This window comes from Streptomyces sp. NPDC090108, assembly GCF_044747185.1.
Lineage (GTDB): Bacteria > Actinomycetota > Actinomycetes > Streptomycetales > Streptomycetaceae > Streptomyces.
On the sequence record NZ_JBIVDQ010000006.1, the window covers coordinates 149,150 to 167,342 of the forward strand.

Below are 18,193 nucleotides of genomic sequence, written 5' to 3' on the forward strand. Positions count from 1 at the left end.
GGCTTCAGGGGCGCCGGGCGTCCCGGGCGTCCCGGGCGTCAGGGACGCGAGTCTCAGAGGCCCCGGCTTCAGGGGTGCGGGGCGTCAGGGGTGCGGGGTGTCCGGCCCGGTCGGTTCGAGGAACTCCAGACGGTTGCCGACGGGGTCGTGGGCGAAGAAGCGCAGCCGGCCGGGAAGGTCGTCGTCCCAGGTCACGGCCGTGCCGTGGGCGGCGATCAGGGCGGCGAACGCCTCGATGCCGGTGACCCGCAGCCCCGGGTGGGCCTTGCGCGCGGGCCGACAGTGACATCTTCCGCCTCCGGCGAGGGCCTCCTCGACCCCCAGATGGAGCTGCACCGGGCCGGCGCCGAACCAGCATCCGCCGCGCGCGGCGAGGGCCGGCGGCTTGGGGATCTCGGCCAGGCCGAGGACGCCGGTGTAGAAGGCGCGCAGGACGTCCTCGGTGCCGGGCGGGACGGCGAGCTGGACGTGGTCGAGCGCGGTGATCACGCCCGGCCCTCCTTGACGGCGACGGCGAACAGCCTGCGGAACGGCAGGACCGTGCCGTACGACGCGCGGGGGTAGGCCTGCCGCAGCAGGTCCCGGTATTCGGCGACGAAGGCGTCGCGGGCCCCGGGGTCGTCGCCGAGGGCGGTGAGCGCGGGGCGCAGGCCGGTGCCCTTGACCCAGTCCAGGACGGGGTCCTCGCCTTCGAGGACGTGGAAGTACGTCGTCTGCCACACGTCCGCGGCGCAGCCGAGCCGGGTGAGGCGGTCCAGGTAGGCGGCGGGGGTGAGGACGGAGTCGGTGGCGCGCAGGACGCCGGCGAGGCGGTCCTTCCAGCGGGGGGTGGCGGCCAGCTCGCGCATGAGGGCGTGGAGCGGGGCGTCGGTGTTGTCCGGGACCTGGAAGGCGAAGGTGCCGCCGGGTTCCAGGGCGGCGGTCCAGTCGGCGAAGCGGTCGGCGTGTCCGGGCACCCACTGGAGGGTGGCGTTGGAGACGATCAGGTCGTGCGGCCGCCCGGGGGTCCAGGTGCGGGCGTCGGCGTGGGCGAACTCCAGCAGGCCACCGCCGGTGGTGGGGCCCTCGTGGGCGGCGCGGGCCTCGTCGAGCATGTCGGGTGAGTTGTCGTAGCCGGTGATGCGGGCGGCCGGCCAGCGGGCGGCGAGCAGGGCGGTGACGTTGCCGGGGCCGCAGCCGAGGTCGGCGATGCGGGGAGGGCGGCCGGGGTGGTCCGGGAGGTCGGGGACGCGGGCGAGGAGATCGGCGAAGGGGCGGGCGCGGTGGCCGGCGTGGCGGAGGTACTGGGCCGGGTCCCAGGTGGGCGTCGTCATGGAGCTCACCCTCCCCGGCAGGTATCTCGATGTCAAGACACTTGAAGTCAAGAGACTTCACGTCGACACAACCACTACACTGATCTCCATGGAGGACGAGGTCGATCGGCTGGTCGCAGCATGGCGCCGGGAGCGCCCGGACCTCGACGTGGAGCCGCTCGAGGTGCTCAGCCGCGTGAGCAGGCTGGCCCGGCACCTGGACCGCGCGCGCCGGCTCGCGTTCGCCGAGCACCAGCTCGAACCCTGGGAGTTCGACGTGCTGACCGCGCTCCGGCGCGCGGGGACGCCGTACCAGCTCTCCCCCGGACAGCTGCTGACGCAGACCCTGGTGACCTCGGGCACGATGACCAACCGGATCGACCGGCTCGCCAAGAAGGGCCTGGTCGAGCGGCTCCCCGACCCCAGCGACCGGCGGGGCGTGCTGGTGCGGCTGACCGACACCGGCCAGGACCGCGCGGACCAGGCGCTGGCGGGACTGCTGGAGCAGGAGCGGGCGATCCTCGTCGAGCTGTCGGGCGGACAGCGCGCCGAGCTCGCCGGTCTGCTACGCCAGCTGACCGCCCCGTTCGACAACATCCCCGGTTAGGTCCGCCGGGCCCACTCCGGCGCGCCGGGCCAGGGCGACGGCGGCCAGCGTGGAGTGGACGCCGAGCTTGCCGAGGACGTTCTGCATGTGGGTGCGCACGGTGTGCGGGGACAGGAACAGCCGCTCGGCGACCGCCTTGCGCCCCAGTCCGGCGACCATGCAGCGCAGCACCTCCCGCTCCCGCGGGGTCAGCGACTGCACCAGCCGCTCGCTCTCCGTGCGGTGCTTGCGTGCCGCCGTCAGCTCCTTGAGGACGCCGGTGAGCAGGGCGGGCGGCAGATGGGTCTCGTCGCGCAGGACGCCTCTGATCACCGTCAGCAGCCGCGACAGCGAGCAGTCCTTCGCGACCCATCCGGAGGCGCCGGCCTGGAGCGCGAGGGCCGCGCGGCGGGGGTCGTCCTTCTCGGCGAGGACGACGGTCCGCACCGCGGGCTGCGCCGTGCGCACCCCGGTGACCAGAGAGATCCCGTCGACCAGCCCGTCCTCGTCGCCGTCCCGCACGGACACCGCGGGGCGGGCGCCGGACAGGCCGCCGCCGAGGTCGGCGTCGACCAGCAGGACGTCGTAACGGCGGCCCTCGCCGACCGCGCGCTCCAGACAGCGCAGTGCTGCCGGGCCGCTGCCCGCGGCGGACACGTCGACGTCGGGCTCGGCCGCCAGGGCGGCGGCCAGCGACTCGGCGAAGATGCGGTGGTCGTCGACGACCAGGACTCGGATGCGAACCACGAAACCCCCTTCCCCAGGCTCCGCGCGGAGCAGGGGACAACCAAGGTCCGGAGAGAACGACGGCCCACGCGGGTACGACACCACGGTGAACGTCGACCGCACGGCCGCCGCCGTTGCGGAGACTGCTACCCCCACCGCGGGCGCCGTACCCGCCTGTCTCGCCCCCTGAACAGCACCGGCCCCCACCGGCGCTGTTCATCAGAGTACGGATGGGATGCCCCGGCGGAAGCCGTTTTGCGGAACTGGCCGTCCGTCGCGTTTATGGTGTGCCGCATGTTTCGTATCGAGGCGGAAGTCGACAAAGACCGACGTGATCTGCTGCGGGCCAGGCTGCTGGAGACGAACACGGCGGCGTCCCCGGTCCTGGCCGCCCTGCGCGGAACACCCGCCGAGCGGCAGGCGCCGCTGCACGTCTGGGGCCTGGACGGCGCGGGCGGGCTGGCGGGCGGACTGGTCGGCCACACCTGGGCGGGCTGGCTGCACGTCACCTACCTCTGGGTCGACGCGGCCCACCGCGGCACGGGCCTCGGCTCCCGCCTGCTCGCCCACGCGGAACACCTCGCCCGCACCGACCGCGGCTGCGCGGCGGCCCGCCTGGAGACCTGGGACTTCCAGGCCCCGGACTTCTACCGCAAACAGGGCTACGACGTGGTCTGCGTGATCCCCGACTACCCCCCGGGCCTGACGGAGTTCACCCTCACCAAACCCCTGACCTGACGGCCTGTCACTCCGCGGGCGGTGGCGGGGCGAACGGAGGTGGAGGGGGCGCGTCCGGAGGCGGGGGCGGTGCGAACGGAGGCGGAGCGGGCGCGCCCACGGGCGAGGGCGGCGCGTCCGAGGGCAGAGGCGGCGCGAACGGGGGCGGGGGCGGGGGCGGCGCGAACGGAGGCGACGGCGCCCCGTCCGCCGGGTCGGCGGACGCCGACGGGTGGGCCGACGGCGGGGCGGACGCCGGCGGGTGGGCCGGCCGGGGCGGGATCCGCGTCCCGGGCGGGCCCACCGGTGGCGGCGGCTGGGGCTCCATCGAGCGCCGGGGCCGGGGCGCGGGCGGCCGGGCGTCGAGCGGCGGAGCCGGGGCCGGAGGCGGCGGCGGAGGCTCCGGCTCCTCGTCCTCCACCAGCACGGGACCACCTGCCCGCAGCCGCTCGACGGTCCGCTCGGCGCGGCGCCGGGCCCGGGGATCGTCGTCCCGCCGGAACACGAGCTGGAGCACGTGCCGCCTGACATGGCGGCTCGACAGCAGCTCGTACCCCAGCACATGCCCGATCGCCTCGACCCGGCGCGCCCCCCACCCGTAGAGCAGCTGGATCTCCACCGCTCCCCGCCCGTCGAACCGGGACCGGGCCTCGTCGTCCTTCATCACCGGCCCCCGTAGCGCGGAAGCCGCTCCGGGAAGTCACGATGCGCCTTGCATCCGGCCAGCTTGTAGGCGTGCTCGGTGAGCCGGTAGGCGAAGTCGGTGAGGGCCTGGTGCAGCGGCGTGCCCGTGGCCCTGGCATCTCCGTAGGTCCGGGTCTCTCCGACGACCGCGTAAGGCTCGGAGGCCTCCTTCGCGGTGAGGCCGGGCGGGGTGCAGGGCACGTACACCGACGCCGTGTGCGCGCCGGGGTCCGTCTGGGCCAGAGCTTCTACGCCGTGGGCGGAGACACGGATGATCCGGTGCCGGATCCCGGTCCCCCGGTAGTTGTCGAGCCATTCGTCGAGGGAACCCGGCTGGACCTTCGCCTCCCCGGAGAGAGACACATCGTCACTGGTGGTGACATGGCACCAGAACGTGAAGCCGTCCCCCGCGCCCTGGGCGTCGGATCCGCTGTCCGCCGATCTCGCTCTGGGCAGCACCTCCTTGACCGTGTCCCGTCCGAGCGTGCCTTCGCACATCTTTCCCGGGAGCAGATACAGGCCCTTGTTCAGGAACATCCACCCCCCGCCGCAGAAGAGTCCGAGCACGACGAAGAACAGAAGGACGACCCTCGTATCCCGGCGCACCCCACGCCGTCCTCGCTCCGCCGGTGCCGTTTCCACTAGGGACGCTCCTTCGTGTTGCTGAGGTACTCACTGCTCGCGTCCCAGCCCTCGTTGACGGAGTTGCGGATGAGATCGTCGGCGTCGTCCTGGGGAAATCTCACGTGGTGCCGGGCGAGTGCGTCCTCGGTCGACGGAGTCGGCCTCCCGGTCGGTGACGGCCTCACCGAGCTTGGCGAAATTGCCGTGGCGCAGTGCGTCGAGGTCCATCGGCGTCAGTGGCCCTTCCGGTCGTCGAAGCCCTCGTCGAGCGTGGCGATGCCGCTGACGGCCCCCGCGATGCAGCCGTCGTCGGCCGCGTGCTGGTTCCGGGTGAACCGCAGATGGCCGGGTGGCCGTGCCGCCCTCGTCCGCCGGCCGGTGGTTGAGCTGCATCCGTGTGGGGTGCCGGTCGGCCGCTTCGGCCTTCACGGCAACAGCCTTGCACACCCGTGTTCATCGCCGACGGGCCGATGCGCCGGATCCGGTCGGCGGCCGGGGCCGGGCGTGGTGGGTGCGGGCGTGCCGGGGAGCGCAGGCGGCTTTCGCCCGGCAGACTGTCCGGCGGCTCCTGTCGCGTGACTCCGGTCACAAGGACGCGGAGCGGGGGTGGCATGCACATGGCTCTCATAGGATGCGGGCCGGCGCGATCGCCGACCATGGAAACAGGAGTGAATCCTTGAAGAGCAGAATCTTCCGCACCCTCGCGGTGGGTGCCGCAGCCCTGGGTGCCGTCGCCTTCGCGGCGGGTCCGGCGTCCGCCGGTGACGTCGGCGCGAGCCTGCCCGGGGCATGGGGCTCCGCGACCTTCCAGTACGACGGCAAGTACATCGCCGACCACATCTACCTGACGCTGGCCGACACGGCCCCCGACGGGCACCACGTCCAGATCCGGGTGCAGTCCGAGACCACGAGCCGCGTCGTGACCAGCTACGCCTGGCGTTCGGTCACCACCGGGGCCGACACCGAGCAGACGTGGGTGACCTCGCTGCAGGACAACCGCGGCATCTGGGCGATGCGCATCCAGGTCTGTGTGTACGAGGGCAGCACGCAGCTGGGCTGCGACGAGTCCAGCTGGGACGGCAACCCCGCCTACTAGGCAGCGGGCCGGCCCCGTGCGCACCGCGCGCACGGGGCCGTCGCCGACGGCGTCAGTCCAGCCTGCGGGCCCCCGCCGACGGCACCGCCTCGAACACGCGCGGGGCGGTGAAGGCGGCCGTGGCGAAGGCCTTCTCGATCTCCTTGGTGACGGTGTCGACCTCGGCCGCCTCCGTCAGCACGATCGCCGAGCCGCCGAAGCCGCCGCCGGTCATCCGGGCGCCGAGGGCGCCGGCCGCGAGCGCGGTGTCGACGACCAGGTCCAGCTCGGGGCAGGAGATGCGGAAGTCGTCGCGCAGCGAGGCGTGGCCCTCGGTGAGGACCGGCCCGATGGCGCGCGGGTCGCCGGCGCGCAGGAGGTCGACGACGCGCTCCACGCGGTGGTTCTCGGTGACGATGTGGCGGACCAGGCGGACGACCTCCTCCTCGTCGCCGAGCCCGGCCAGGGCCGCGTCCAGGCCGTCGTGGCCGATGTCGCGCAGGGCGTCGACGCCGAGCAGGGCCGCGCCCTTCTCGCAGCCGGCCCGGCGCTTGCCGTACTCGCCGCCGCTGTGGGCGTGCTTGACCTGGGTGTCGACGACCAGCAGGCGCAGGCCCTCGGCGGCGAGGTCGAAGGGGATCTGCCGCTGGGAGAGGTCGCGGGTGTCGAGGAACAGGGCGTGGCCCGGCTCGCAGCAGGCGGACGCGGTCTGGTCCATGATGCCGGTCGGCGCGCCGACGTAGACGTTCTCGGCGCGCTGGCACAGGCGGGCCAGCTGCCAGCGCTGGAGGCCGAGGCCGTACAGGTCGTTCAGGGCGAGCGCGACGACGACCTCCAGGGCCGCCGAGGAGGACAGGCCGGCACCGGTCGGGACCGTGGAGGACAGGTGGACGTCCGCGCCGGTGACCGGGTGGCCCGCCTCGCGCAGCGCCCAGACGACGCCCGCCGGGTACGCCGTCCACTCCGGGTCGGCGCCCGGGGCGAGCGCGTCCAGGGAGAGTTCGGCGACGCCGCCGGGCACGTCGGCCGAGTGCAGGCGCAGGACGCCGTCGGTGCGGCGGGACACGGCCGCCGTCACCTGGTGCGGAAGGGCGAACGGCATGACGAAGCCGTCGTTGTAGTCGGTGTGTTCGCCGATGAGGTTGACCCGGCCCGGCGCCGCCCACACCCCCTCCGGTGCCGCTCCGTACAACTCGGCGAAGCGGTCCCGGACCTGCGCCTGCTGTGCCCCCACTACTGCTCCCTTGCGATGCTCTGCGCGAATTCCCACGCGTCCGCGACGATCCCGGCGAGGTCCGCGCGGGACGGGTTCCAGCCCAGTGTCTCGCGGGCCCTGTCCGCCGCGGCGACCAGGACCGCCGGGTCGCCGCCGCGGCGCGGGGCGGTGATCTCGGGGATGGGGTGGCCGGTGACCTTGCGGACGGTCTCGACGACCTCGCGGACGGAGAAGCCGTTGCCGTTGCCGAGGTTGCAGACGAGGTGCTCGCCCGGCCGTGCGGCCGTCAGGGCCAGCAGGTGGGCCTCCGCGAGGTCGGCGACGTGGATGTAGTCGCGGACGCAGGTGCCGTCGGGGGTGGGGTAGTCGTCGCCGTAGACGGAGATCGCGTCGCGGCGGCCCTGGGCGACCTGGAGGACGAGCGGGATGAGGTGCGACTCGGGGTCGTGGCGTTCGCCGTACGTGCCGTACGCGCCGGCCACGTTGAAGTAGCGCAGGGAGACCGCGGCCAGGCCGTGGGCGTCCGCCTCGCTGGTGATCATGTGGTCGACGGCGAGCTTGGACGCCCCGTAGGGGTTGGTGGGGGCGGTGCGCGCGGACTCGGTGACGGGGACCTGCTCCGGCTCGCCGTAGGTGGCGGCCGTGGAGGAGAACACCAGGCGGCGCACGCCGGCCTGGCGCATCGCGGCGATCAGCGCCATGCTGCCGCCGACGTTGTTCTCCCAGTACTTCTCGGGCTTGACGACGGACTCGCCGACCTGCGAGAAGGCGGCGAAGTGCAGGACGCCGTCGAAGGAGGCGTCGAGCCACTTGGCGGCGTCGCGGATGTCGCCCTCGATGAACGCGGCGCCGGCGGGGACGCCCGCGCGGAAGCCGGTGGAGAGGTTGTCGAGGACGGTGACCTCGTGGCCGGCCTCCAGCAGATGCTGGGCCACGACACTGCCGACGTAACCCGCGCCACCCGTCACCAGGTACTTCATGAACTCGCTACCTCTCGCAGTCGCTCGGCCGCGCGCTCCGGCGGCACATCGTTGATGAACACGTTCATGCCGGACTCGGAACCCGCGAGAAACTTCAGCTTGCCGGTGGTACGGCGGATCGTGAAGAGTTCGAGGTGGAGCGCGAAGTCGTCACGGGTGACGCCGTCCGCCGGTGTGGCCGCGCCGAACGGCGCCTGGTGCCAGGCGGCGATGTACGGCGTCACGGACTCCCCTTCTCCGAAGATCCGGTCGAAGCGCCTCAAGAGTTCCAGATAGACCTGGGGGAATTCTGTGCGCGCGGCCTCGTCGAGCGCGAGCAGATCGGGCACCCGGCGCCTGGGGTACAGGTGGACCTCGTAGGGCCAGTGTGCCGCGTAGGGCACGAAGGCGACCCAGTGTTCACCCTCAAGGACGACCCGTTCTCCGGCGAGTTCGCGTTCCAGGACGGCGTCGAAGAGGTTCTCCCCTCCGGTCGCGGCCTTGTGCGCGGCGAGTGAGCGCAGCATCAGGGCGGTGCGGGGGGTGGTGAAGGGGTAGGCGTAGATCTGGCCGTGGGGGTGGCCGAGGGTCACACCGATCTCGGCGCCCCGGTTCTCGAAGCAGAACACCTGTTCCACGGAGGGGAGATGGGACAGTTCCGCGGTCCGGTCGGTCCAGGCGTCCAGGACCAGCCGGGCGCGTTCGTCGGTGAGGTCCGCGAAGGAGGCGTCGTGGTCGGGGGTGAAGCAGACGACCTCGCAGCGGCCGGAGTCGCCGGCGAGCGAGGGGAAGCGGTTCTCGAAGACGACGACGTCGTAGGAGGAGTCCGGGATCTCGCTGAGGCGCTCGCCGGCGGTCGGGCAGAGCGGGCACTCGTCGGCGGGCGGGAGGTAGGTGCGGCCCTGCCGGTGGGAGGCGACGGCGACCGCGTCGCCGAGCAGCGGGTCGCGGCGGATCTCGGACGTGGTGACCGTGGGTGTCAGCGGACGGCGGTCGGCCGCGTCGCGCACGGTGTCGTCGCGGAGGTCGTAGTAGATCAGCTCACGACCGTCGGCCAGCCGGGTCGAGGTCTTCTTCACAGCAACTCGCCTTCCCTCTGCGCCGAGGCCGCTCGGTCGCGCCACCCGATCGACCAACACAATCAAACATAACAGACCACAACTCGACAACATCGAGGACGATCACAATCAAACAAAGAACATCAACAGAACTGTTCAAAATCTGAAGGCGGCGGCGTAGGTTCCGCTCTGGATCAGTTCGCGCAACGAAGCGAGTTCTCATGCAAACCCGCCCATACGGACCCACCTATCTGGCGGCGGAGCTACGGCTCCCCACCAACTGGCTGGACTACACGATCCTGGCGATCTATTTCGTCGTCGTCCTCGGCATCGGCTTCGCGGCCCGCCGTTCGGTGAAGACCAGCCTCGACTTCTTCCTCTCCGGCCGTTCGCTCCCGGCCTGGATCACCGGCCTCGCCTTCATCTCGGCCAACCTGGCGGCCACCGAGATCCTCGGCATGGCGGCGAACAGCGCCCAGTACGGCGCCTACACCGTGCACTGGTACTGGGTCGGCGCCATCCCCGCCATGGTCTTCCTCGGCCTGGTGATGATGCCCTTCTACTACGGCAGCAAGGTCCGCTCGGTCCCCGAGTTCCTGCTGCTGCGCTTCGACAAGGCCGCCCACCTGCTGAGTTCGATCCTGTTCGCCTTCGCCGCCATCCTGATCGCGGGCGTCAACCTCTACGCCCTCGCGATCGTCGTGGAGGCGCTGCTCGGCTGGCCGCAGTGGGTGGCCATCGTGGTCGCCGGCGCCTTCGTGCTGGCGTACATCACCCTCGGCGGCCTGTCCTCGGCCATCTACAACGAGGTCCTCCAGTTCTTCGTGATCCTGGCCGCCCTCATCCCGATCACCGTCCTCGGCCTGAAGAAGGTCGGCGGCTGGGGCGGGCTGACCCACAAGCTCGACGCGGCGCACGGCCACAACTTCACCACCGCCTGGGGCGGCACCGGCATCGGCCACGCCAACCCGCTCGGCGCCAACTGGCTGACCATCGTGCTCGGTCTCGGCTTCGTGCTGTCCTTCGGCTACTGGACCACCAACTTCGCCGAGGTCCAGCGCGCGCTGTCCGCGAAGAACCTGTCGGCGGGCCAGCGCACGCCGCTGATCGCCGCCTACCCGAAGATCTTCATCGTCTTCCTGGTGATGATCCCGGGCCTGGTCGCCGCCGCGCTGGTCCCGAAGATCGGCACCTCCGGCTCGGGCCTGCAGTACAACGACGCCATCCCGTACCTGATGCAGGAACTGCTGCCCAACGGCGTGCTCGGCATCGCGGTCACCGGTCTGCTCGCCGCGTTCATGGCCGGCATGGCGGCCAACGTGTCCTCGTTCAACACGGTGTTCACCACCGACATCTGGGCCCGTTACGTCAAGCCCGGCCAGGAGGACGGCTACTACGTCCGCTTCGGCCGCCTGATCACCGTGATCGGTGTCTGCGCCTCCGTCGGCACGGCGTTCCTCGCCTCGTCGTTCTCGAACATCATGAGCTACCTGCAGACGCTGTTCTCCTTCTTCAACGTGCCGATGTTCGTCGTGTTCATCGTCGGCATGTTCTGGAAGCGCGCCTCGGCGAAGTCCGGCTTCTGGGGTCTGCTCGCCGGCACCGCGACCGCGATGGTCAACTACTTCGTCCTCTACAAGAAGGGGATCATCTCGATCCCCACCGACCAGGGCGCCAACTTCGTCTCCGCGATCGCGGGATTCGTCGCCGGCGCGGTCGTGATGGTCGCGGTGTCGCTGTTCACCAAGGCGAAGCCGGAGGAGGAGCTCCAGGGCCTCGTCTACGGCACCCGGTCCCCGGGCATGTCCGAGGCACCGGCCGAGGGGGACGACGCCTGGTACCGCAAGCCGGCCCTGCTGGGCTGGGGTGCCGTCATCATCGCCGCCGCCTGCTACATCCCGTTCTCGTTCTGATCGCGGGAGGATGAGGAAACCATGACCGAGCACCACGACCCTTCCGAGCAGGACGTCCAGCGGGAGGTCACCGAGCTGGAGGGCAGGTCCGCCACGGCCGCCCGCATCTTCGACCTGCGGCGCATCATCGGCGGCCTGTTCGTGGTCTACGGCGTCATAGTGACGATCGCCGGGATCACCGACTCCCAGTCCGCCATCGACAAGGCGCAGGGCGTCAACATCAACCTGTGGACCGGCATCGGGATGCTGCTCCTCGGGGTCTTCTTCCTGGCCTGGCTGAAGCTGCGGCCCACTCCCCCGCCGCCGCCCGCGGCGGACGCCGAGGAAGGGGCGGAGGCGCCGTAACGGAGCCCGGCGCGACCGGGCGGGCGGCCGGCCCGGCCCCGCGCCACCGGGCCGGGGAGCGGGCGTCAGGACTCCGAGGCCGCCCGGTCCAGCAGCCCCGTCCGCGCCGCCAGCGCCGCCGCCTCCAGGCGGGAGCCGACCCCCAGCTTCATCAGCACCCGCTGCACATGGGTGCGGGCGGTGCTGGGGGCGATTCCCATCCCGGCGGCGATGAGCCGGGTGTCCTCGCCGTCGGCGACACGGACGAGGACCTCGACCTCGCGGGGCGTCAGCATCTCCATCAGGCGCCGGCCCTCGTCGTCGGGCTGGGCGGCGGGGTTGAGCAGTTCACCGAAGGCGCCCTGGAGCAGCTGCGGGGCGACCGCGGCCTCCCCCGCCCTGGCCTTCATGATGGCCCGCTCGACACCCTCGATGCGCTCGTCGTGCCGTACGTATCCCGAGGCGCCGGCCGCGAAGGCCGCCGCGATGCCGCGCGGCGAGGGCACGGGGCCGAGCACCAGCACCGCGACCTGCGGCCGCTCCCGCTTGATGCGCACCACCGGGTCGAAGGTCCCCGGCTCGGCCGGGGCCGCCGTGCCGAGCAGGCACACCTCCGGCGCCCGCGTGATCACCAGCTCGGCCGCACCCGCGGCCGGCGCCGCCGCGGCGAGCACCCGGTGCCCGCGCAGTTTCAGCGCCGACGCCAACGCCTCCGCCAGCAAGCGGTGGTCGTCGACGACCATGAGCCGCACTCCCATAGAGCAACCCCCCAGTACCCCCACGGATGCCCCACTATGGACGCCCACCGGTCCCGTGGACAGAGGGCCCCCCGGCTCCTCGCCCGTCATGACCCCGGAAGTTACACGCTTGTTCGACGTCGCGCTGCCCCTATGCAGAGAAGTGCCCCGGATCGATGAAATCCGGGGCACTTCTCCTTGATTGGGGCGTGCGGTCAGCCGTCCGTGCCGTAGGCGAGCACCAGGTACTCCTTGCCGACGGTGGAGGCCTTGTGGGCGTAGACCGCCGACATGAAGAACCGTCCGCCGCCGTACAGGAGTTCCGCGGAGTCCGGGAGCATGCCGGTCTCCGCCTGCCGCACGCTCTGCGCGGCCGGGTTCTCCAGCAGGGTGGTGGCCTTGAAGGACGAGCCGTCGATGCTGACGATCCGGCCGCCCTTGTCGTACGGCGGGCGCTCGTAGGCCAGCAGGTTGCCGCCGTCCATCCGCAGCGGGGAGAGCGTGTAGCCCTCGTCCGAGGAGATGCGCTGGCCGGTCTGCCTGCCGGTGGCCAGGTCGAAGGCGATGACCCCGTTGCCCCTCCCGTCCGCGCCGCTGCGTTCCGCCGTGGGCACGTAGAGCCTGCTGCCGCCGGCGACGACCTGCTTGCAGGCCTCGACCCGGTCGATGCCGTCGCAGCGTCCGCTGTAGGTGTCGCGCGGGGCGGGGATGCGGGCGAGCAGCCTGCCGGTCCTGCCGTCGATGGAGAAGTAGTCGGAGATGCCGCTGCCGTCGCCCGCGCTGTGACCGACGTCGGCGGCCACCACCAGCGGGTCGGTGGAGACGACGCTGGCGTACTGGACGCCCTGGTCCATGCGGTACTCGGAGACGACCCGGCCGGAGACGGCGTCGATGGTCTGGATGTGCAGCACGGGGTCGTCGTAGCTGCCGCACCTGCGCACCGCGACCAGCTTGGCGCCGCCGCCGTAACCGGCGTCCTTGCAGTCGTCGCCGGGCTTGGGCTGCCACAGCACCTTGCCGGAGCCGAGGTCGAACGCGGCGCCGCCGTAGAGGCCGCCCGCCGCCGCGGTGTGCTGGGAGACCGTCACGTTCGAGAAGGAGACCGGGGAGTCACCGGTGCGTACGGTCCGCGTCCACAGCCTGGTGCCCTTGGCGAGGTCGACGCCCGCGACCTGGCTGCAGCCGGCGCCCGCGGCGTCGGAGGGCTGGTAGACGACCGCGGTCCTGCCGTCCCCGGTGACCTGCCGGGAGGCCGCGCACACCGGGCCGGGCAGCTTCAGCGTCCACCGCACGGCTCCCCCGGCGGGGTCGTAGCCGTCGATCCGGTCGACCCCGGTCTTGGCGTACACCCCGCCGGCCAGCCAGGAGCCGGAGGTCGGGGTGACGTCCTTGGTGTCGGGCAGCGGCACCTGGAAGAGGACCTTCGCGGCCGGATCGGAGGGCACCTTCTCCTTGCCGCCGGAGAGGCCCCCGGAACCGGTGCCGCCGTCGGGGGAGTTCGTGGAACCCCCGGAGCCCTGCGCCCGGCCGCCCCGGGAGGAGTGGGAGTACCAGATGCCGCCGCCGACGATCAGGGCGATCGCGACGGCCGCCGCGACGATGATGACGAGGGCGGCGTGGTTCTTCCCGCCGCCCCCGGTACCGAGCGGCACGGTCGGCGGCTGCCCGGGCACGCCGGGGCCGCCCGGGTGGCCGTACCCGGGCTGCGGGCCGTACGGCGACGGGGGCGCCGGCGGCTGGGCGTACGGGTTCTGCTGCGCGCCGGGGTAGCCGTAGCCCGGCTGCGGCGCGGCCGGGGGCTGGGCGGCCGGTGCCTGCGGGAAGCCCTGGCCGGGGTGCGGCGCCGGCGCCCCGGGGTAGCCGTATCCGGGCTGGGGCGGCTGGGGTCCGGCGGGGGGCTGCTGCTGGGGCGGCTGGGGTCCGGCGGGGGGCTGCTGCGGGGGGCCGAAACCGCCCTGCTGCGGGGGCTGCTGGGGTGGAGGCGGAGGCGGCTGGGTCATGGCGGAGGTACCTCGGTGAAGCGCTCGGGGCCGGGCGGCGCGGGAACGGCGCCGGACAGGCGGGACAGGGGGAGGGCGCGGGGAGCGGGCCGGGGAGCGCCGGCGGCCGGGAGGCCCGGGGGCCGGGCCCGCCCGGGGCCGGCGGTGCTCACTTGCCGAAGGCCATCATCAGCTTCTCCTGGGACTCGTCGTTGCCGGTCAGCCGGCTGGAGGAGATGAAGAAGCGGCCGCCGGACCACTCGGTGTCACCGTCGAAGAAGCTGTCCTCGATCTCCGCCGTGCCCGCCGGGTTCCGCAGCAGCGTCACCGGCCGGTGCGAGCCGCCGCCGGTGGGGACGGAGACGACCTGGCCGCCGCTGTCGTACGACGGCTGCACATAGGCGATGAGCTTGCCGCCCTCGGTCTTCAGCGGGGACATCGGCTCGGAGACCGGGGACTTGACCCGCCACTCCTCCTTGCCGGTGGCGAGGCTGATCGCGACGATCTCGTTCGCGCCGGTGCTGCTGCCGGTGGGCAGGTAGAGCGAGCCGGAGTCGACGGCGACGCCCTGGCAGCCCTGGAGGTCGCGTTCGAGGATGGCCCAGCCGCAGCGCGGGGCGAACTTCTCGTCGACCTTGACCTCGGAGCGGAACGTGCCGTCCTTGCCGAAGGTGGTGATGTTCCAGGCCTTCTTGCTCTGGTTGGTCAGGTAGACCACGAGCGGGTCGAGGGAGTAGGTCCGCGCGACCTTCCAGCCCTTCTTGACCTTCCGGGTCCACTTCACCTTGCCGGTGGCCGGGTCGAGTTCCTGGATCTCGTCGTGCTCGTCGTTCCCGCCGGCGTCGCAGGAGGCCACCTGGACCAGCCGTCCGCCGTCGCCCGCGAAGGCCGCGGGGAAGCAGGTGGAGCCGTACTTCTTCTTGTCGTACAGCTTGTGGCCGGTGGTGACGTCGTAGGCGGTGCCGGACTGCGAGCGGCCCACCATCAGGGTCCGGCCGCTGACGGTCAGTTCGACGTTGAGGGCGCTGTCGAAGAGGCCGCCGTCGGCGACCTCGGCGCTCCAGCCCTTCTTGCCGGTGGCCAGGTCGAGCTGCTGGAGCCGGTTGCACTTGGCGCGGTCGCTGACGCCGCTCATGTAGGCCACGACCACCTTGCCGTCGGCCGTGGGACGCGGGGTGACCGCGCAGATCTTCTGCGGCAGGGTGACGGGGTCCCAGGCGGGGACGCCGTCGCCGACGCGGTAGCCGAAGACCTGCTTGTACGCGGCCTTCGCCGCCGTGCCGCCGGTGATCCACATGCCGGGCGCGTCGGCGCCGGAACCGGGGGCGTCGGGGGCGCTCTTGTACCAGAGCACCTTCGCCTCGCCGGGCGCGCGGCCCTTGTTGAGGTCGTCCGGGTCGGCGCCGCCGTCCCCGCTGCCGTCACCCGGGTTCACCGGGGCGCCGGACGCCGACGGCTTGGCGTCGTCGCTGTGCCCCGCGACCGGCCTGCTCGGGCCACTGCCGTCGTCGCCGCTGGTGAGTGCGTAGACGGTGCCGCCGACGAGGAGCAGCGCGGCGGCCGCGGCGCCGATGATCAGCGCCGTTCTCCGCCCGGACGAAGGCGCCGGCGGCGGGCCTCCGAAGCCGGGCGCGCCGGGGTAGGGGGGCTGCTGCGGGTGGCCGTAGCCGGGCTGCGGGGCGTAGGGGCCGGACTGCGGGTAGCCGTACCCGGGTTGCGGGGCGTACGGGCCCGGCTGCGGCGGAGCGCCGTACGGGCCGGGGGCGTTGTAGGGGCCCGGGGCGCCGGCGGCGGGGGGCGTGCCGTAGGGGCCGGGCTGCGCGTAGGGGCCGGGCTGGGGGTGGCCGTACCCGGGTTGCGGGTGGCCGTACCCGGGCTGCGGGGGCGGCTGGGTGCCGCCGGGAGGTGCGGCGGGCGGCGGAGGTGCCTGCGGGGGTGCTTGCGGCGGTGTCTGCGGGGCGCCGGGGCCGTTGTCGTGCGGCGGCTGGTCCTGTGGTGCTCCGGAGCCGTCCTGCGGCGGCCGGCCGGGCGGCTGAGTCATCAGCGCTCTCCCCCTCGTTCACTGATTTTTAGCCACGTCCCGAGGTTCGTCACGGCCCCAGGGGCGCTCTCGGACCGTTGCCGGTCGGCTCTTTCTATCACCCGGCACCGACACCGCAGAGGGGTCCGCGGGCCGCTGTTCCCAAGGGACGACCGGCCTGTGATGCCGCCGTTACCCGCCTTCACTCCCCCTTCACGCGGGGAGCGCACGAGCGTTGCGCGCGGCCGGATCACACTGTGCGCGCGGCGGGGGGCGCGACGCCCGGGTGCCTGGCGCGGGAGGCGGGGAACGGGAAGAGGGGCGCGCGCCTCGACGGCGCACACCCCTCTCCCTCGGTCACACGGTCCCGCTCACGCGGTCCGGTTCACGCGTCCTCGGCCAGTTCCAGCCAGCGCAGCTCCAGTTCCTCGCGCTCGCCGGCCAGGTCCCGCAGCTGGGCGTCGAGTTCGGCGACCTTGCCGAAGTCGGTGGCGTTGTCGGCGATCTGGGCGTGCAGCTTGGACTCCTTCTCGGAGATCTTGTCCAACTGGCGCTCGATCTTCTGGAGTTCCTTCTTCGCCGCGCGCTGGTCGGCGGCGCTGCGCTCCGGGGCGGCGGCCCTGGGCGTCGTGGCGGCGGCCGAGGCGGCAACCGTCTCCTCCATGCGCTGACGGCGCTCCAGGTACTCGTCGATGCCGCGTGGCAGCATCCGCAGGGTGCTGTCGCCGAGGAGGGCGAAGACCCGGTCGGTGGTGCGCTCGACGAAGAACCGGTCGTGGGAGATGACGATCATCGAGCCGGGCCAGCCGTCGAGGACGTCCTCCAGCTGGGTCAGGGTCTCGATGTCGAGGTCGTTGGTGGGCTCGTCGAGGAAGAGGACGTTGGGCTCGTCCATGAGCAGGCGCAGCAGCTGGAGCCGGCGGCGCTCACCGCCGGAGAGGTCGCCGACCGGCGTCCACTGCTTCTCCTTGCTGAAGCCGAACGTCTCGCACAGCTGGCCGGCGGTCATCTCGCGGCCCTTGCCGAGGTCGACGCGCTCGCGGACCTGCTGCACGGCCTCCAGGACCCGGATGTTCGGGTCCAGTTCGGCGACCTCCTGGGAGAGGTAGGCGAGCTTGACGGTCTTGCCGACGGCGACGCGCCCGCCGGCCGGCTGCGTCTCGCCCTCGGTGCGGGCGGCCTCGGCCATGGCGCGCAGCAGGGTGGTCTTGCCGGCTCCGTTGACGCCGACCAGGCCGATGCGGTCGCCGGGGCCGAGCTGCCAGGTGACGTGCTTGAGCAGCACCTTGGGGCCGGCCTGCACGGTGACGTCCTCGAGGTCGAAGACGGTCTTCCCGAGCCGGGAGCTCGCGAACTTCATCAGCTCGGAGGTGTCCCGGGGCGGCGGCACGTCCTTGATCAGCTCGTTGGCGGCCTCGACGCGGAAGCGCGGCTTGGAGGTGCGGGCGGGGGCGCCGCGGCGCAGCCAGGCCAGCTCCTTCCGGACCAGGTTCTGCCGCTTGGTCTCCTCGGTGGCGGCGATGCGCTCGCGCTCGGCGCGCGCGAAGACGTAGTCCGAGTAGCCGCCCTCGTACTCGTAGACCGCGCCGCGCTGCACGTCCCACATCCGCGTGGAGACCTGGTCCAGGAACCAGCGGTCGTGGGTGACGCAGACCAGCGCCGAGCGCCGGCTCCGCAGGTGCTCGGCGAGCCAGGCGATGCCCTCGACGTCGAGATGGTTGGTGGGCTCGTCGAGGACGACCAGGTCCTGGTCCTCGATGAGCAGCTTGGCGAGCGCGATGCGGCGCCGCTCGCCACCGGACAGCGGTCCGATGACGGTGTCGAGCCCCTTGGGGAAGCCCGGCAGGTCGAGGCCGCCGAACAGACCGGTCAGCACGTCGCGGACCTTGGCGTTGCCGGCCCACTCGTGGTCGGCCATGTCACCGATGACCTCGTGGCGGACGGTGGCCGCGGGGTCGAGGGAGTCGTGCTGGGTGAGCACGCCGAGGCGCAGGCCGCCGGAGTGGGTGATGCGGCCGGTGTCGGCCTCCTCCAGCTTGGCGAGCATCCGGATGAGGGTGGTCTTGCCGTCGCCGTTGCGTCCGACGACGCCGATCCGGTCCCCTTCCGACACACCGAGCGAGACGCCGTCCAGCAGGGCACGGGTGCCGTACACCTTGCTGACGTTCTCGACATTGACCAGGTTGACGGCCATTTCACTCCTGTGCGCGGGGGTCGGTCAGCCTTCAAGCGTAGGGCCTGCGGCGGGGGTGGCGGAGCGGGTGGGGGCGGCCCGACCACCGC

Annotated in this window: 17 protein-coding genes; 5 read left to right on the forward strand and 12 right to left on the reverse strand. The window is 72.5% G+C overall.

All coding sequences use genetic code 11. The features are described 5' to 3' along the window. Nucleotides 1-84: 84 nt before the first annotated feature. A complete protein-coding gene (locus tag ACIPRD_RS22295) occupies nt 85-489 on the reverse strand; it encodes a VOC family protein (RefSeq protein WP_401565344.1) in 405 nt (134 codons plus the stop codon). After that, a complete protein-coding gene (locus ACIPRD_RS22300; RefSeq protein WP_401565347.1) occupies nt 486-1,313 on the reverse strand; it encodes a trans-aconitate 2-methyltransferase in 828 nt (275 codons plus the stop codon). The genes ACIPRD_RS22295 and ACIPRD_RS22300 overlap by 4 nt, the downstream gene beginning before the upstream one ends. Before the next feature lie 88 nt (nt 1,314-1,401). Here ACIPRD_RS22300 and ACIPRD_RS22305 point away from each other — a divergent pair, with 88 nt between their 5' ends. After that, entirely contained in the window at nt 1,402-1,899 is a 498-nt protein-coding gene (locus tag ACIPRD_RS22305; RefSeq protein WP_356406259.1) for a MarR family transcriptional regulator, read from the forward strand. On the opposite strand, the gene ACIPRD_RS22310 is transcribed toward ACIPRD_RS22305, so the two are convergent. Next, nucleotides 1,858-2,625, reverse strand: a complete 768-nt coding sequence (locus tag ACIPRD_RS22310) for a response regulator transcription factor (RefSeq protein ID WP_356406261.1) — start codon at nt 2,623-2,625, stop codon at nt 1,858-1,860. The two genes, ACIPRD_RS22305 and ACIPRD_RS22310, sit on opposite strands and share 42 nt — an antisense overlap. Before the next feature lie 261 nt (nt 2,626-2,886). On the opposite strand from ACIPRD_RS22310, the gene ACIPRD_RS22315 reads away from it, so the two are divergent. Continuing rightward, the gene (locus ACIPRD_RS22315; protein WP_356406263.1) at nt 2,887-3,342 is read left to right on the forward strand and encodes an N-acetyltransferase; all 456 of its coding nucleotides are present in this window, start codon (nt 2,887-2,889) and stop codon (nt 3,340-3,342) included. Between the two features lie 7 nt (nt 3,343-3,349). Here the strand turns inward: ACIPRD_RS22315 and ACIPRD_RS22320 are convergent, their stop codons facing one another. Beyond that, the gene (locus ACIPRD_RS22320; RefSeq protein WP_401565351.1) at nt 3,350-3,985 is read right to left on the reverse strand and encodes a hypothetical protein; all 636 of its coding nucleotides are present in this window, start codon (nt 3,983-3,985) and stop codon (nt 3,350-3,352) included. Then, nucleotides 3,985-4,611 carry a hypothetical protein gene (locus ACIPRD_RS22325; RefSeq protein ID WP_401565353.1) on the reverse strand — a complete coding sequence of 209 codons (627 nt, stop codon included), beginning with the start codon at nt 4,609-4,611 and terminating at the stop codon, nt 3,985-3,987. The genes ACIPRD_RS22320 and ACIPRD_RS22325 overlap by 1 nt, the downstream gene beginning before the upstream one ends. A 694-nt stretch (nt 4,612-5,305) precedes the next feature. On the opposite strand from ACIPRD_RS22325, the gene ACIPRD_RS22330 reads away from it, so the two are divergent. After that, nucleotides 5,306-5,725: a hypothetical protein gene (locus ACIPRD_RS22330; protein ID WP_356406273.1), complete on the forward strand. Its 420-nt coding sequence runs from the start codon at nt 5,306-5,308 to the stop codon at nt 5,723-5,725. 52 nt (nt 5,726-5,777) lie between these two features. Here the strand turns inward: ACIPRD_RS22330 and galK are convergent, their stop codons facing one another. From galK to galT, 3 genes are read right to left on the reverse strand one after another with little or no spacing between them, the layout of a single operon-like run. Further along, complete coding sequence (gene galK / locus ACIPRD_RS22335) at nt 5,778-6,938, reverse strand: galactokinase (RefSeq protein ID WP_356406275.1); 1,161 nt, start codon at nt 6,936-6,938, stop codon at nt 5,778-5,780. Beyond that, nucleotides 6,938-7,900, reverse strand: a complete 963-nt coding sequence (galE, locus tag ACIPRD_RS22340) for a UDP-glucose 4-epimerase GalE (protein ID WP_356406277.1) — start codon at nt 7,898-7,900, stop codon at nt 6,938-6,940. The genes galK and galE overlap by 1 nt, the downstream gene beginning before the upstream one ends. Beyond that, nucleotides 7,897-8,958, reverse strand: coding sequence for a galactose-1-phosphate uridylyltransferase (gene galT / locus ACIPRD_RS22345; protein ID WP_401565358.1), 1,062 nt, complete (start codon nt 8,956-8,958; stop codon nt 7,897-7,899). Before galT ends, galE begins: the two co-directional genes overlap by 4 nt. Before the next feature lie 200 nt (nt 8,959-9,158). Here galT and ACIPRD_RS22350 point away from each other — a divergent pair, with 200 nt between their 5' ends. Both ACIPRD_RS22350 and ACIPRD_RS22355 read left to right on the forward strand, forming a co-directional pair. After that, the gene (locus ACIPRD_RS22350; protein ID WP_401565359.1) at nt 9,159-10,850 is read left to right on the forward strand and encodes a sodium:solute symporter family protein; all 1,692 of its coding nucleotides are present in this window, start codon (nt 9,159-9,161) and stop codon (nt 10,848-10,850) included. Nucleotides 10,851-10,871: 21 nt separating this feature from the next. Then, nucleotides 10,872-11,195, forward strand: a complete 324-nt coding sequence (locus ACIPRD_RS22355; protein ID WP_356406283.1) for a hypothetical protein — start codon at nt 10,872-10,874, stop codon at nt 11,193-11,195. A 65-nt stretch (nt 11,196-11,260) separates the two neighbouring features. Here the strand turns inward: ACIPRD_RS22355 and ACIPRD_RS22360 are convergent, their stop codons facing one another. From ACIPRD_RS22360 to ACIPRD_RS22375, 4 genes are all read right to left on the reverse strand, one after another. Further along, entirely contained in the window at nt 11,261-11,932 is a 672-nt protein-coding gene (locus ACIPRD_RS22360) for a response regulator transcription factor (protein WP_356406285.1), read from the reverse strand. A gap of 194 nt (nt 11,933-12,126) precedes the next feature. Next, the gene (locus ACIPRD_RS22365; protein WP_401565362.1) at nt 12,127-13,911 is read right to left on the reverse strand and encodes a PQQ-binding-like beta-propeller repeat protein; all 1,785 of its coding nucleotides are present in this window, start codon (nt 13,909-13,911) and stop codon (nt 12,127-12,129) included. Between the two features lie 148 nt (nt 13,912-14,059). Next, nucleotides 14,060-15,931, reverse strand: a complete 1,872-nt coding sequence (locus ACIPRD_RS22370; protein WP_401565365.1) for a PQQ-binding-like beta-propeller repeat protein — start codon at nt 15,929-15,931, stop codon at nt 14,060-14,062. A gap of 364 nt (nt 15,932-16,295) precedes the next feature. Then, nucleotides 16,296-18,104 carry an ABC-F family ATP-binding cassette domain-containing protein gene (locus tag ACIPRD_RS22375; protein WP_356406291.1) on the reverse strand — a complete coding sequence of 603 codons (1,809 nt, stop codon included), beginning with the start codon at nt 18,102-18,104 and terminating at the stop codon, nt 16,296-16,298. Between the last annotated feature and the right edge of the window lie 89 nt (nt 18,105-18,193).

What these genes read in the sequence shown, in the direction of transcription:
- ACIPRD_RS22300 (WP_401565347.1), bottom strand. Translation starts at nt 1,313, where the DNA reads ATGACGACGCCCACCTGGGACCCGGCCCAGTACCTCCGCCACGCCGGC.
- ACIPRD_RS22305 (WP_356406259.1), top strand. Translation starts at nt 1,402, where the DNA reads ATGGAGGACGAGGTCGATCGGCTGGTCGCAGCATGGCGCCGGGAGCGC.
- ACIPRD_RS22315 (WP_356406263.1), top strand. Translation starts at nt 2,887, where the DNA reads ATGGTGTGCCGCATGTTTCGTATCGAGGCGGAAGTCGACAAAGACCGA.
- ACIPRD_RS22320 (WP_401565351.1), bottom strand. Translation starts at nt 3,985, where the DNA reads ATGAAGGACGACGAGGCCCGGTCCCGGTTCGACGGGCGGGGAGCGGTG.
- galE (WP_356406277.1), bottom strand. Translation starts at nt 7,900, where the DNA reads ATGAAGTACCTGGTGACGGGTGGCGCGGGTTACGTCGGCAGTGTCGTG.
- ACIPRD_RS22350 (WP_401565359.1), top strand. Translation starts at nt 9,159, where the DNA reads ATGCAAACCCGCCCATACGGACCCACCTATCTGGCGGCGGAGCTACGG.
- ACIPRD_RS22355 (WP_356406283.1), top strand. Translation starts at nt 10,872, where the DNA reads ATGACCGAGCACCACGACCCTTCCGAGCAGGACGTCCAGCGGGAGGTC.
- ACIPRD_RS22360 (WP_356406285.1), bottom strand. Translation starts at nt 11,932, where the DNA reads ATGGGAGTGCGGCTCATGGTCGTCGACGACCACCGCTTGCTGGCGGAG.
- ACIPRD_RS22365 (WP_401565362.1), bottom strand. Translation starts at nt 13,911, where the DNA reads ATGACCCAGCCGCCTCCGCCTCCACCCCAGCAGCCCCCGCAGCAGGGC.
- ACIPRD_RS22370 (WP_401565365.1), bottom strand. Translation starts at nt 15,931, where the DNA reads ATGACTCAGCCGCCCGGCCGGCCGCCGCAGGACGGCTCCGGAGCACCA.
- ACIPRD_RS22375 (WP_356406291.1), bottom strand. Translation starts at nt 18,104, where the DNA reads ATGGCCGTCAACCTGGTCAATGTCGAGAACGTCAGCAAGGTGTACGGC.